The organism is Psychrobacter sp. YP14, from assembly GCF_003209315.1.
In the GTDB taxonomy this organism is placed as follows: Bacteria; Pseudomonadota; Gammaproteobacteria; order Pseudomonadales; family Moraxellaceae; genus Psychrobacter; species Psychrobacter raelei.
In genome coordinates this window covers 2,100,382-2,114,147 of the sequence record NZ_CP029789.1, presented here as the reverse complement: position 1 = coordinate 2,114,147, position 13,766 = coordinate 2,100,382, and the positions used below count along the sequence as shown (strand labels likewise).

The following is a 13,766-nucleotide window of genomic DNA, read 5'->3' as shown; positions in this document are numbered from 1 at the left end:
ACGACTCCATTAACTAATATCAGCACGCCCAAAATGCAGCACTTGTCAAAAAATGATTTGACCCGCCTACTAATAAAAATACCATAAATAATATGAGCTCATCTATGCAAACAAATTCCGCGCAAACACCACCTGCAAAAACACCAGATACAAAGACAAAACAGATGCAAGCCACCAGTGCTACGCCAGACTTGACCTTACATCCAAGCTTTAAGCTGCTTGAGCAGCGTAAAATTGAAGCGCTGTCTTTAGATGTCCTTATTTGTCAGCACATCCAAACCGGCGCCATGCACTACCATTTAGCGCATCCTAGCGATGAGAATGCATTTTTGGTGGGGTTTCGCACTCAGCCTATGGACTCAAAAGGGGAGGCACATATTCTTGAGCACACCGCGCTGTGTGGCTCAGCCAAATATCCGGTGCGCGATCCTTTCTTTTCTATGATTAAGCGCTCATTAAATACGTTTATGAACGCCATGACAGCAGCAGATTGGACCGCTTATCCGTTTGCTACTCAAAATAAAAATGACTACTTTAATCTGTTGTCAGTCTATCTTGACGCTTCATTTTTCCCAAATTTGCACCCACTGGATTTTGCCCAAGAAGGTATTCGCGTTGAACTAGACGACAGCGATAAGCCGCATTTTAAAGGCATTGTTTTTAATGAAATGAAAGGCGCCATGAGCGGTGAGATTGACCAACTGTATCATAGCGTGGCGCACCATTTATTCCCAACCACCACTTATCATTACAACTCAGGCGGTGACCCTGCAGATATTCCAGATTTGACCCATGCAGAGCTGGTGCAGTTTCATCAAAGCCATTATCATCCCTCAAATAGTGTGATTATGAGCTTTGGTAATATCCCAGTCTATGAGACTCAGGCGAAGCTTCATGACGATGCTTTGGCACAATTTGAGACAGGAAAAAAACATCAGTCTCGCCCTGAGAAGCGTTTAACGACACCCATTCAAGTCACTGAGACTTATACAGTCGATGAGATTGATAAAGCACAAACCCATCATGCCATCGCTTGGCTGCTGCCTGAGATTACCAATCCCAGACAGCGTTTGGCGCTGCGCTTGTTAGAGGGGGTGCTTATAGAGCATGCCGGCTCGTCGCTGCGTGCCTATTTAGACAGTCATCCTCTGGCCACAGGGCCAAGTCCTTTGTTGGGTCTTGATGACAGTCATTTTGAGATGGTGTTCTATGCTGGTGTGCGAGGCTCCGAGCCTGAGCATGCGGATGCTATTGAACAAGGTATTTTAGAGCTATTGCAGCAAGTGGCAGATAGCGAGATTGATCCTGAAGCCATCGAAACCATTTTGCATCAGATCGAAATAGATCAGCGCCACATAGGCGGCGACAGTATTCCTTATGGCCTAAACTTAATGCTTGAAGGCTTTAGTACGGCCATTCATGATGGTAATCCAATCGATATCTGGGAGGTGGATGAGCATTTGCAGTGGCTGCGTGAGCAGGTCAAAGACCCCACTTGGCTGCCTGGTTTATTAAAGCAGCATTTATTAGACAACCCGCATCGTGTGCGTGTCACCTTGGTACCTGATGCGAGTAAATCTGCTCAATTGGCCGCTGCTGAGCAGGCCCGATTAGACCGTATTGAAGCCAATTTAACCGAAGAAGATAAGCTTAAATTAAAGCAGCAAGCGGCTGCGTTAGCTGAGCGCCAAGCGGCGCCGGATGATTTAAGCTTACTGCCAAAGGTGGGGCTTGAGGATGTGCCAGAGTCAATTAGCTTTATCCATGGCAAGCAGGTAAATATTCAGCTGGCGGGTGACGACAGTGTCTTGTATCAATATGAGGCGGGTACCAATGGCTTATATTATTATCAAGTGATTATGCCGCTGGCGGATCAAGATGAGCTGATTAACCATCCGCTATTGCCGCTTTATTTGGGGCTAATATCTGAGCTGGGTACAGATGAATTGTCAGCGCGTGATTTTCAGGCGCTGCAAGCCGCTCACTCATCTGGGGTAACTGCTCGGGTAAGTCAGCGCACCTCTCCTAAAGATCCGGACAGCTTAAGCAGTTATTTTGTGGTGGCCACGCGCGCCTTAAACCGTAAGCCTGAGGCCATTGACTTGGTGAAGCAGGTGCTTGAGCACAGTATCTTCACTGAGCATGACCGTATCAAAGAGCTACTACAGCAAAGACGTGCCGGCTGGCAATCTCGTTTAGCCAGCTCAGGTCATGCGTATGCGATGCAAACGGCCAGCCGTCACATGAGCCGCCAAGCAGAACTTGAATATGTACGCAGTGGCTTGCCCGCACTTAATGCGTTAAAAGAGTTTTTGGAGCAGGCCAGCAATGATGAGCATAAATGGGATGATTTGGCTCAGGCATTGATGGTACTGCATCAGCGCTTGGCGAGCTTACCAAAACAGGCGCTGATTGTGTGTGAGCCTGAACAAACTGAGAACTTCAAACACTTAATTGAGCAAAGCTGGGCACAGTCACGCTATACTGGCAAGGTGGCACAAGACTCTCAGGCACTTGCAGCCAGCATTCCAAGTGAGTACACACAGCTACAATTGTCCCTGACCTCACCTGACACTGAAGGCACGCAAGACAACAGTATAGATAGACAAGCGCCAGACTTAGCGTGGTTAGTCGCCACCAATGTCTATCACAATGCGGCTGTGTATCCTGTGGTACCGGCTGATCATCCAGACAGTGCTGCACTCATGGTCTTAGCCCCTTACTTACGCAATGGCTACTTACACAGTGCCATTCGTGAGCGTGGCGGCGCCTATGGTGGCGGTGCAGGCTATGACGCTAATGCTTGCGCCTTTAAGTTCTTTAGCTATCGTGACCCGCATTGTGCTGAGACCTTTGAGCACTTTGAGCAAAGCGTAGTGTGGCTATTGACCGAGCCGCAGCAGCCTGAGCAGCTAGAAGAGGCCATTTTAGGAATTGTCTCTAGCATGGATAAACCTGGCTCACCGGCTGGGGAAGCGGTGAAATCTTGCTTTGCCGACTTACATCACCGCGGCGAGGCTTGGCAACAAAAAATGCGCGCCAACATTTTAGCGGTAACGTTAGAGGACTTAAAGCGTGTGGCCACCACCTATCTACAAGGCAAGCCAAGCAGCAAAGCTGTGCTTGCGCCGCATGATAAAGAAGAAACCTTAACATCTCTAGGTTTTGCCGTAGAAAAAGTGGCCAGCTAGAGCCAACTAAGGTCAGTTAGATGGCTATCTGCGTTACTAAATGCTAGCTTAGAGGTAAGCGGCCTAGCGTCAAAAAGAGGTGAGTCTTAGGACATCACCTCTTTTTTTGGCAGTATTTATTATTTAATCCACTGAGATGTCCATGCAAGATGATTTATTCCCCGCCCAAGACCCTACCGATTATCCTGATCCTGTGGGTATGCAACAAACCGCGCATACCAAAAGCTGGATAAGCACAGTGGGCTATGCGCTACCTTACGCGCTGGCGTATGTGTTTGCGCCCTCGCAGCTGACTCAAGTTAATTTTCCATTGAGTGGCATTGGGCTATCGCTGGCAGTATTGCTGTTACTGAATATAGTGGTACTTGGGATATTTAGAGCCACTCAAAAACGGCCCCTAGAGAAGATTGAATGTCACCGAATTGGGGTGCTTACGGCATTGTTGACGCTGATAGCCACCTCATTGCTGATGCTGCACACCTTATATGACATTTCAGCTGGCGAGATGAGTATGACTGCTCTGCAGCAAAATGGGGTGCTCCCCATGTTGGTGATTAGTGGCGCCATTGGCTTATTTATTAATTATATCGCAGTCACTTATGGATTATGGCTGCTACAAAAGCTTGGCTTAAAGCTGGGTTTTTAATCTTAGGCCGATCGCTCTTTACTGTCTGCCTCAAGTACCAATAGCGCTTGCTCCAATAAAGGCACCAGATTTTGAATATTGGGCAGATTTTTACCACAGCCAATAATTCCAAAATGCACCTGATTGAGATAACTGGTAAAGGTTATATTTAGCGCTTGACCATCAAAAACAACGGAAGCCGGGTAGAGTGCACTCAGCGCAGCACCATCCCAATACAGTTGCTGTTTGGGACCAGGAACATTGGATATGAGAATATTAAAAGCCTGCTTTTTGGGGTAAGCGCCGGTTAATAAATTAACCCCCTCCCAGGCATAAGTTATGGCACTGTAGTTGATGACCTGCGCCTGATCTAAGCGCCCAAACTTATCTTTACCGATGGTCATACTGTCATGAATGGCTTGTAATCGCTGCTTGGGGCTGGCCTGATCGGTCCCCAAGTCACACAATACCAGTGATGTTTGATTGCCCGAGGCGCTTTGATCTTTTCGAAGTGATACGGGCACAAAGGCAACGAGTGGCTCTTTGGGCAGCGCGTTTTCACTGATTAAATAGCTGCGCAGTGCCCCAGAGCATACCGCCAAGGCCACATCATTAATACTCACATCGAGCTGCTGGGCTAAGCTTTTAAACCGGTTCAAATGGAAGGTATGCGCCATGAATATGCGTGAATTGGATATGCGCTGATTAAGCAAACTGCTGGGTGCTTGTAAGGTTGAGACATGGCCGGGATCTGTGCGCTGCCTGAGGCCATTTTTGAGTTCAGTAAATACCGGTTTGATGCTCCCCACCTGCTCTTTAACAATACCGCTAACCGAGCGTTTTTGTGGGGTAAGGGCGGCCAGATGCTTTTTATCTCGGCGCATTAAGGCCCAAGGTGGCAAGCTCATCACCTCATGCTGTGAGGCAGATAAAGACCTCTCAACCAAACGCATGGCTGCCACCCCATCCACCAAGGCATGGTGAATCTTAAAATACAAAGCAAATTGCTTTTTTGGCGCAGGCTTTTGAGACGACTTGGGCTTTGGCTCAGCCTGATTTATAGGTAACTGGTTTGGGTGTAAGGGCTTAGAGGGGGCGCTGACATCGACATGATCAGCTTCAATACCCTCAATAATATGACATTCCCACAGCGGGTAGCCCTTATCTAGCATATTGGCATGCACATCCGACACATAACTATATAGGGCCTGTTTTGAATAAGGCTTTGGCAGTACCATGTGGTGAAAGTGATAGTGAATATCTACCTTGTCTGCACTTTTCCAAAAGGTTTGATTGTGCACCACTTGATCAAATGGAAAAGTCGGCGGTGTGGTAGAGCTGCGCATTTGACGCACCAAATCTGCGACAAAATTATTGTCACTATTGTCTGGTATATCAAACAAAAACAGCCCACCGACGTGCATGGGCTGTTTGTGCTTTTCTAATAAAAAAAATAGCTGCTCTACCAAAGATAAAATTCGCATAAAAAACCTTATTAACAGTCTTTAGTAAAACCCGATAAGCCAGCCTTGCCTTATCGCCATTTGTCTTGATGTTCTTAGTCATCATCTAACAGTAAGCTCAAGGCAAGTGGGCTGCAGCGGTTTATTCGCGAATGCCCAACTCTCTTTCGGTACAGATGGTTTCAAGTTGGCCCAACTCATCTTCTAGCATCTTTAGCAGGCTTTGAATCTTGGGCAGAGTTTTACTACACGCCACGATACCAAACTCGATGCGGTCCAAATAACTGGCTAAAGTAATGTTCATTGCCTGACCATTAAATAAGATAGAAGCTGGATACAAGGCTCTTAATTCCGCACCGTTCCAGTATAGCTTTTTTTGTGAGCCAGGAACATTGGAAATAATTAAGTTAAACGCATGTTTTTTGGGATAAGCATTGGTAAAAATATTCACAAACTCCCAGCTGTAAGCGACCAAGCTATAGTTGATAACCTCCGCTTGTGACATACGACCAAAGCGCTTTTTGCCATCATTCATGCTGTTATGGACAAGCTTTAAGCGCTCTAGAGGACTGGCCAAATGCGTGCCCAAATTACATAAGATAAAGGCAAACTGATTGCCCGCGACTGTCTCATCTTTACGCATAGAGTAGGGTACCCATGCGATTAACGGATCCTTTGGTAGCTCATTGATGGATAATAAATAGCGTCTTAATGCCCCTGAACATACAGTTAGTACCACATCATTAATACTCACCCCCAAATTATCTGCCACTCTTTTAAAGCGAGCAATGTCATAGGAGTCAGCAATAAAGCGGCGTGAGCTTGAAATGCTTTGGTTTAAGATGCTGGGCGGCGCCTGAGTGGTGCGCACATAGCTACTGTCTTTATCGATTTTTAGAGCACTAAGTAGCTCGCCCATCACCGGCTTGGCGGTTTGTAATTGGTCTTTGATGATACTGCCAATGCCACGCTCTTTTGGTATCACCGACTCAATTTGATGGCGGTGGCGCATCATTAACGCCCAAAGCGGTAAGGTGATGGTCTCATTGGGTGACTGTGATAACGACTTTTGAACCAAGCGCATGGCCGCAATGCCATCTACCAAAGAGTGGTGAATTTTAAAATAAAGCCCAAATCTTTTGGGGCGACCGTCACTCTCAGGCTCAATACCCTCAATAATGTGGCATTCCCATAGCGGACGCGCCCTATCTAGCAGGCGACCATGCTCTTTTGAGATATAAGATAATAGCTCGCGCACTCGGGCAGGCTTAGGCAGCGCAATATGGCGAAAATGATGCTCAACATCAAACTCGTCATCGTTTTTCCAGTACGTTAAGTTGTGCAACACCTGATTAAACGGAAAAGTAGGGGGGACTGTAGAGTTTTGCATTTGCTGCACCAAAGACAGCACAAAATCCTCTTGAGCATCTTTGGGAACCTCGAATAAAAACAGCCCACCGACGTGCATAGGCTGCTTTCTTTTTTCAACCAATAAAAACAGTAAATCTACCAATGATAATAGACGCATGACATTCCCTTGCTGTATCAAATACAATAGACGGTCACATAAAGCCGCTTGTACACAGAATAATAATTCATTAAAACACGCTTAAGCTACAGATAGTAAATCAAAAATTAAGTCAATGAAATCTATTTATGAGTCATTAGGTCATTAAGAGATTTGACTTTCATAGTGTTTTTACATTCACCCAAACTCTATCAGATTATTGAAAGAAATAGCCGGTTTGTGGGGAGCTGGGCACCGCCATTTTACGCTTAGGCATACGGCCTGCCAAATAAGAGGCACGCCCAGCCCAAATAGCATGTTTCATAGCATGTGCCATCATTACTGGGTTTTGGGCATTGGCAATGGCAGAGTTCATTAATACCCCATCGCAGCCAAGCTCCATGGCAATCGCGGCATCAGAGGCGGCGCCCACGCCAGCATCGACCAAAACTGGCAGATTATAAGCTTTGGTTTTTTCGACAATCAAACTTAGCGTATGTGGGTTTAATAGGCCAAGTCCCGACCCAATTAAGCTGCCTAGAGGCATAATGGCCACACAGCCCATAGCGGCTAATTCTTGGGCGACAATAGGGTCATCTGAGGTGTAAACCATGACCTCAAAGCCATCGTCAATGAGCTTTTTGGCTGCGGTTAAGGTCTGAGTGACATTGGGATAAAGCGTATCTTGATCTCCCAGCACTTCTAATTTTACGAGGTTGTGACCATCTAATAACTCACGAGATAGCTGGCAAGTACGGATGGCGGTTTCAGCATCGAAGCAGCCGGCTGTATTGGGCAAAATCGTATATTTATCTGGTGAGATGACCTCTAACAGGTTAGGCTGGTCTTTATGTTGACCGATATTGGTGCGACGAATGGCCACAGTGACAATCTCAGCACCAGAAGCCTGAATTGCTTGAGCGGTCTGGGTTAAGTCTTTATATTTTCCCGTACCCACCAACAGCCTTGAGTAAAAGGTGCGGCTACCAATAGTGAACTTATCTTGCTGTAGCACGTCAGTGTCAAAATCTGTGGTACTGTGAGGTAATGTAGAATCCAGGGTCATTGCAGTTGCCTTGTCTTTGAACTTGGTTTTTAGGGTTAAGAGGGACGTCAATCTTGTCAGGTAATGGTGGTTATCGATTTAAAATTATAAGCCGATACCGCGCTCGGTGAAACAGTTTTTAATTAATAATAATCTAAACCAGTTGATTATAATTAATAAGTTTAAATAAATAGACTATAAAATATTTTGTAGTTATCATAAATTATAACAAAATACACACGCACAAAAGAGATAAAATTGGCTTCTTAGTATAACAAAGGTATCTGGTTTTAGGAGCCAAGCAAATAGCCGATAACACGCAGCGAGTTTGAATTAAACTTGTTGGTATTTAGCACAAATTGTTTTGAGTGTGCGGGGCAGTATATTAGGTGATGTGATAGCAGACATAAGAGGCGTAATCCTTTATAATCTTAAAATATATTAATGGTTGTGTATAACCGTATGAATAAAGCTTTAAATATAAAAAGGGTGTGACTATGGATTCATCACGACAATTATTATTGGGTACTTTGGTATTTCTGGGAGGCGGCACTTTACTGTTTGCCATGGTGAATCAGATGGGTACCCCAAGTGACAGTCAAGTAGAGCAAACACCGGTGGCGCAAGTAAGCACCGATAAAAGCACCGCGCAGTCACCAATGACAGCAGATGTGGCCACTGAAGAGCGTATCTTGGCCCAAAAGCGTCTTGAGCGTGAAAAAAAGATGTCTGAGCTTGATCAGCGTACCCGTGAGTTCTTGACTGAGCAAGAAAAAGCGGAAGCGTTGGCGATGCAAAAAGCGCGCCTTGAAAACGAACAGTATCGCAATAACAGCGCTGCTGAACCGGTCACTGATGGCTCACCTGCCGATGAAGCGGGCTCTGAAGTTACGGTGACCAAACCTGTGGTAAAGGCCCGACCGGTTGAGACAGTAGTCGCTCAAGTCACTCCAACGCCGGCAACGCAGACCCAAGCTACCTCCGCGACGCAAACAAATACGGCTAAGGCTCAAGACAGCTCAAAGCCTGAACCCAAAAAGGTGGCCACTCAACAGGCACCAAGTAGCACCCAAAAGCATACCGTACAGCGTGGAGAGGGGCTTATTAAATTAGCGCGCCAATACAATGTGCCGGTTGAGGCCATTTCACAGGCCAATAAATTATCCCATAATGCCTCTATTCGAGTGGGTCAAACCCTTACCATTCCTTCACGCAGTCAAGTTGATCGTTTAGTAAGTGAGTACAATGCCAGCAATAATAAGAGCGCTGCTGCACCTACCAAAGCGGCCGTGACCTCTAAGCCGGTGGTAACCAGTACTGGGCCCACCAGTCAAAAAGGTCATGAGGTCAAAGCAGGTGAGGGACTTATTAAGCTGGCGCGTCAATATAATGTACCGGTAGAGGCCTTAGCCGAAGCCAATAACATGAGTACCAATACGTCGCTTAAAGTGGGTCAGACAGTTACCATCCCCTCGCGTAAGCAAGTAGAAAGACTGCAGCGTGAAGCGCAGCAAAAACAAGCCGCAGAGCAAAAAAAGCGTGAGGCGCAGCAGCGTCTAGCAGATGCACGCCGTAAAGCTGCCAGTGGAGAGGCTAAGGGTACCTTTGGAGTGCAAGTGGCGCTGGCTGATAATCAGAAAAAAGCCGATGACATCGTCAAGCAACTGCGTGCTGCCGGCTACCGAGCAACCACCAGTAATACCAGTAAAGGTGTGCGGGTGATTGTTGGTCCCGAAAAGGGCAAAGAAGCGGCCTTGGCGTTAAAAGACAAAATCAATGCCGACTCGCGTACGGATGTGGACAATGCTTGGGTGCTTTATTGGCGCTAAATAGAGGTTTGCTGCAGATCCTAACAGGCATCTAGTTGTTACCGTTAATAACCCTAGTTAGCCGTTATATTAAGCCAACTCATACAAACACGACACTAGATGTCGTGTTTTTTTGTGGCTGTGATAAAAGGTTAGGGGCGTTGGGTCAAGAAGTGCGATAATACCTGAGTTGGTATTTATAACCGTCTGTTTTGAAAGTGGTTTTTGTTATATTTGAGGGAAGTATTCGTGGATTTTATGATTTTGGGCATCATGGTGGTGGTGGCTTTAGTAATTGTACTAAGTATGCTGGGTCAGCGCCGCCATGACCAACAAAAAAGTCAGGCCAAGCCAGTCAAAGGCGATGAGCTGGCCATCTGGCCCTTTGAGCCGATGCCTATTATGACAGACACAGAGGTGCTGTTCTTTGCCAAATTACAAAAGGCTGTCCCTGAATATCATATTTTTAGCCAAGTGCAGTTGTCACGTATTATTGCGCCCAGTGATGACGCGGGCCGTGATAAAAATTTTTGGTTCAACCGTATCTGCCGTCAAAGTGTGGACTATGTCTTGGTAGACCGAGATGCACAAACCACGCTATTGGCCATTGAGCTTGATGATTGGACTCATGACAGTCCAGCGCGGGTTAAGGCAGATGAAAAAAAGGACAAGGCATTGGCCAGTGCTGGTATTCCAATTTTAAGATTTCATGCTGAGCGTATGCCTAGTGTGCCTATTATTCGTCATGATATTGAAGCGGTTATTAGTAAGTACAGCCGTTGATGCTAAAAAAAGACAGTCAATTACTCAGCCACCTTACACCATTTTATTAACGTAGCTTATACACATATAACCAAATCTAAACAGGCACTTTAAACACGGTTCGTTACTATACCTAAAGCTAGGATTTAAAGTTTTAAAACAAAAAGCATTTATGAAAGCGTTAAGGTGACAGTGTAAGACAATAAATAAAGAGAATAGACCTTTAAAATTAACGTGTTCTTAATTGGAGTCAATGCCTGTTGTCTATGCCTTTTGGATTAAATACGATAACAATTACACACCCAGCAAGGATATAATAATGAAAGATAATATTGATCATAAAGACCCAGCTACCCAAATGAATCCCGCTGTCGGTGAAGGCGGTGAAACGCATCAACGAGCTGATAAAGACGGTGCGGTATTAACCACCCAGCAAGGTGTGGCCATATCAGATAATCAAAACTCATTAAAAGTAGGACCACGCGGGCCTTCCTTATTAGAAGACTTCATTTTACGAGAAAAAATTACCCATTTTGACCATGAGCGTATTCCAGAGCGTATTGTGCATGCACGCGGTTCAGGGGCGCATGGCTATTTTGAATTAACCGAGTCGCTAGAAGACTACACCACTGCAAAAATATTAACTAAAACGGGCAAACAGACGCCTTTATTTACCCGCTTCTCAACTGTGGCCGGTAACAAAGGCTCAAAAGATACGCCACGTGATGTGCGCGGCTTTGCAGTCAAAATCTACACCGAAGAGGGTAACTGGGATATCGTGGGTAATAATATGCCCATTTTCTTTATTCAAGATGCCATTAAGTTCCCCGATTTAATTCATGCAGTAAAACCTGAGCCAGATCGCGGCTTCCCCCAAGCAGCGTCTGCGCATGACACTTTTTGGGATTTTGTGTCATTGAGTCCAGAGACCATGCACAACTTGATTTGGCTGATGAGTGACCGTGCCATTCCACGTAGTTTACGTATGATGGAAGGCTTTGGTATTCACTCCTATCGCTTGATCAACAAAGAGGGTAAGAGCACCTTTGTTCGTTTTCATTGGAAGCCAAAGTTAGGCGTGCAGTCTTTGACTTGGGATGAGGCTGTTAAAATCTCAGGCGCAGACCCTGATTATAATCGCCGTGACTTATTTGAAGCCATTGAAGCGGGCGACTATCCTGAATGGGAGTTTGGTGTTCAATTATTCACAGAAGAAGAAGCAAGTCAGTTCCCATTTGACCACTTAGATGCAACTAAATTAATTCCAGAAGAACTGGTACCGGTGAAAATCGTCGGTAAGATGGTCTTAAACCGTTATCCAGATAACTTCTTTGCAGAAACTGAGCAAGTGGCATTTTGCCCTTCACATCTACCGCCTGGTATCGACTTTAGTAATGACCCATTATTACAAGGCCGTCTGTTTAGCTATCTAGATACTCAGCTGTCGCGTCTGGGGTCACCTAACTTTGCGCAACTGCCCATTAATGCACCAAAATGTCCGTTTGCTAACATGCAGCAAGATGGTCATATGCAGATGCAAGTGCCTAAAGGCCGCGTGATGTATGAGCCACAAAGCTTAGACCCAAGTAAGCCTCGTGAAAGCGAAAAACAGGGCTTTAGCTCATTCCCAGAGCAATTAGATGATGGCGTTAAAGGCCGTGTGCGTAGCGAAAGCTTTGCAGACCACTACAGTCAGCCACGTATGTTCTATCGTAGCCAGACGCCGGCAGAACAGGCGCATATTGCCTCAGCTTTTGCCTTTGAGCTGGGTAAAGTAGATACCGCTCACGTCCGTACTCGTATGCTGGGTCATTTAATTAATATTGATGAAGACTTGGCAAACCGAGTAGCCACAGCACTGGGCATGGAGTTACCCAAAGCGCCTGAGCCACGTGCGCCCATTCAAGACCTACCTAAATCGCCTGCCGTGCAAACCATAGGTCTTAGTCCCAAAACCTTGCAAGGCCGTCAAATTGGCATCTTAGTCGGTGAAGGCTCAAGCAAAGATCAGATTGGTAAGTTTGAAAAAGCGGCCAAAGCGGCTGGCGCCACAGTTAAGATAGTCGCTCCAAGTAAAGAGGCGTTACTTGATGACGGTACCCGCATTCAAGCCGATGAGCGTATCGCTGGGGCACCTTCTGTGTTATTTGATGCAGTAGTAAGTATCATCATGCCTGATGTTGCCAAAAAGCTTGCTAAAGATAGCTCAGCGCTAGATTGGTTCAATGATGCTTATAATCACTGTAAAGCGATTGCCTACTGCCCAGCTACCGAGAAGCACATCTTAAGTAAACTTCCCGTTGAAAAAGATGAGTTTGTTACCCCATTAGATGAGGTAGATGCCTTTATCGAAAACGCAAAAACCCGTCTGTGGGAGCGTGAGCCCAAGGTGCGTGATTTAGCCTAAACAGCTTATTTGAAACCGAAGTTACTTACCCAATGATGGCCCAAATATGCAGTATGCATGTTTGGGCTTTTTGTTGTAAAACTTATCGGTCAGCTTGGCCACTTAAAATCATAGACCAAGCAGTTTACTATACAGCCTGCTTTTTCGATTGGATTTATAAGAAAATCATGAGTTTACAACAGATCGTTGGTATCAAGGGCTATATTCAGACCACCTACCTTGCCGTTTATCCTGACAAATTGCTGCTATTAGATGCCGGTTGTCGAGCCGATGTAGATACTATTTTATCTTATATCACCGATACCCTACAGCGGCCCATACACCAGCTAAAGACAGTGGTAGTCACTCACATGCACCCCGACCATGCAGGCGGCGCTGCAATATTAAGACAAAAGACAGGCTGTCAGATTATTACCTCAGCCAAAGCTGCTACGTGGTACAAAGGCTTAAGTGGGCGCAAGCAGCATTTAAAAGACTTGGCTTTGACCTATTATGTGGCCAGCCGCCGAGCAAAGCCGCTTATTAATCAGTGGTACAATCCAGTCGTGTCTGCTGATGTGATTGCCGAAGAAGGCGATAGAGTAGTGGGCTTTGAAGATTGGGTCATTTTACAAACGCCTGGGCACACCAGTTGTGACATATCGCTGTGGCATCCCGATACCAAGCAAGCTTACACCGGAGATTTGGTTTTAAAGATCAATAACAAATTGGTCTCGCCCTTGGTGATTCATTTCCCCGATTTATATAAAGCCTCGTTGAGCAAGGTGCAAAACTTGGCGCTAGATACGCTTATCTTGGCACATGATGGCAAGGTGGCGATTGGTGCAGCAGATTTTGATCAATTAATCGCTAAAGTACCTGATCAGCCTCGAGATATGAAGCTACTAGATGTACTAGGTATTAAATGGCCTAAAGGCGTTGGTCAGGTGGTAAAAAGGCTAGGCGCATCCTTATAGGG

9 protein-coding genes are annotated in these 13,766 nt (G+C 45.8%); 6 read left to right on the top strand and 3 right to left on the bottom strand.

What is annotated here, in order from left to right; genetic code table 11:
* Positions 1-164: 164 nt before the first annotated feature.
* Both DLE54_RS08660 and DLE54_RS08655 read left to right on the top strand, forming a co-directional pair.
* Positions 165-3,191, top strand: a complete 3,027-nt coding sequence (locus tag DLE54_RS08660) for an insulinase family protein (protein WP_110816885.1) — start codon at positions 165-167, stop codon at positions 3,189-3,191.
* Between the two features lie 142 nt (positions 3,192-3,333).
* Positions 3,334-3,837 carry a hypothetical protein gene (locus DLE54_RS08655; protein ID WP_227535090.1) on the top strand — a complete coding sequence of 168 codons (504 nt, stop codon included), beginning with the start codon at positions 3,334-3,336 and terminating at the stop codon, positions 3,835-3,837.
* 2 nt (positions 3,838-3,839) lie between these two features.
* Here the strand turns inward: DLE54_RS08655 and DLE54_RS08650 are convergent, their stop codons facing one another.
* The 3 genes from DLE54_RS08650 to DLE54_RS08640 form a co-directional block, all read right to left on the bottom strand.
* Positions 3,840-5,300: a WS/DGAT/MGAT family O-acyltransferase gene (locus tag DLE54_RS08650; protein WP_110816883.1), complete on the bottom strand. Its 1,461-nt coding sequence runs from the start codon at positions 5,298-5,300 to the stop codon at positions 3,840-3,842.
* A gap of 121 nt (positions 5,301-5,421) precedes the next feature.
* Positions 5,422-6,807, bottom strand: coding sequence for a WS/DGAT/MGAT family O-acyltransferase (locus tag DLE54_RS08645; RefSeq protein ID WP_110816882.1), 1,386 nt, complete (start codon positions 6,805-6,807; stop codon positions 5,422-5,424).
* 196 nt (positions 6,808-7,003) lie between these two features.
* Complete coding sequence (locus tag DLE54_RS08640) at positions 7,004-7,852, bottom strand: thiazole synthase (protein WP_011961056.1); 849 nt, start codon at positions 7,850-7,852, stop codon at positions 7,004-7,006.
* A gap of 476 nt (positions 7,853-8,328) precedes the next feature.
* Here DLE54_RS08640 and DLE54_RS08635 point away from each other — a divergent pair, with 476 nt between their 5' ends.
* From DLE54_RS08635 to DLE54_RS08620, 4 genes are all read left to right on the top strand, one after another.
* The gene (locus tag DLE54_RS08635) at positions 8,329-9,660 is read left to right on the top strand and encodes an SPOR and LysM peptidoglycan-binding domain-containing protein (protein ID WP_110816881.1); all 1,332 of its coding nucleotides are present in this window, start codon (positions 8,329-8,331) and stop codon (positions 9,658-9,660) included.
* Between the two features lie 237 nt (positions 9,661-9,897).
* Positions 9,898-10,422, top strand: coding sequence for a DUF2726 domain-containing protein (locus DLE54_RS08630; RefSeq protein WP_011961054.1), 525 nt, complete (start codon positions 9,898-9,900; stop codon positions 10,420-10,422).
* A gap of 298 nt (positions 10,423-10,720) precedes the next feature.
* Entirely contained in the window at positions 10,721-12,808 is a 2,088-nt protein-coding gene (locus tag DLE54_RS08625) for a catalase (RefSeq protein ID WP_110816880.1), read from the top strand.
* A gap of 167 nt (positions 12,809-12,975) precedes the next feature.
* Positions 12,976-13,764 carry an MBL fold metallo-hydrolase gene (locus DLE54_RS08620; RefSeq protein WP_110816879.1) on the top strand — a complete coding sequence of 263 codons (789 nt, stop codon included), beginning with the start codon at positions 12,976-12,978 and terminating at the stop codon, positions 13,762-13,764.
* Positions 13,765-13,766 lie beyond the last annotated feature (2 nt).

What these genes read in the sequence shown, in the direction of transcription:
- DLE54_RS08660 (WP_110816885.1), top strand. Translation starts at nt 165, where the DNA reads ATGCAAGCCACCAGTGCTACGCCAGACTTGACCTTACATCCAAGCTTT.
- DLE54_RS08620 (WP_110816879.1), top strand. Translation starts at nt 12,976, where the DNA reads ATGAGTTTACAACAGATCGTTGGTATCAAGGGCTATATTCAGACCACC.
- DLE54_RS08640 (WP_011961056.1), bottom strand. Translation starts at nt 7,852, where the DNA reads ATGACCCTGGATTCTACATTACCTCACAGTACCACAGATTTTGACACT.
- DLE54_RS08645 (WP_110816882.1), bottom strand. Translation starts at nt 6,807, where the DNA reads ATGCGTCTATTATCATTGGTAGATTTACTGTTTTTATTGGTTGAAAAA.
- DLE54_RS08650 (WP_110816883.1), bottom strand. Translation starts at nt 5,300, where the DNA reads ATGCGAATTTTATCTTTGGTAGAGCAGCTATTTTTTTTATTAGAAAAG.
- DLE54_RS08655 (WP_227535090.1), top strand. Translation starts at nt 3,334, where the DNA reads ATGCAAGATGATTTATTCCCCGCCCAAGACCCTACCGATTATCCTGAT.
- DLE54_RS08630 (WP_011961054.1), top strand. Translation starts at nt 9,898, where the DNA reads ATGATTTTGGGCATCATGGTGGTGGTGGCTTTAGTAATTGTACTAAGT.
- DLE54_RS08635 (WP_110816881.1), top strand. Translation starts at nt 8,329, where the DNA reads ATGGATTCATCACGACAATTATTATTGGGTACTTTGGTATTTCTGGGA.
- DLE54_RS08625 (WP_110816880.1), top strand. Translation starts at nt 10,721, where the DNA reads ATGAAAGATAATATTGATCATAAAGACCCAGCTACCCAAATGAATCCC.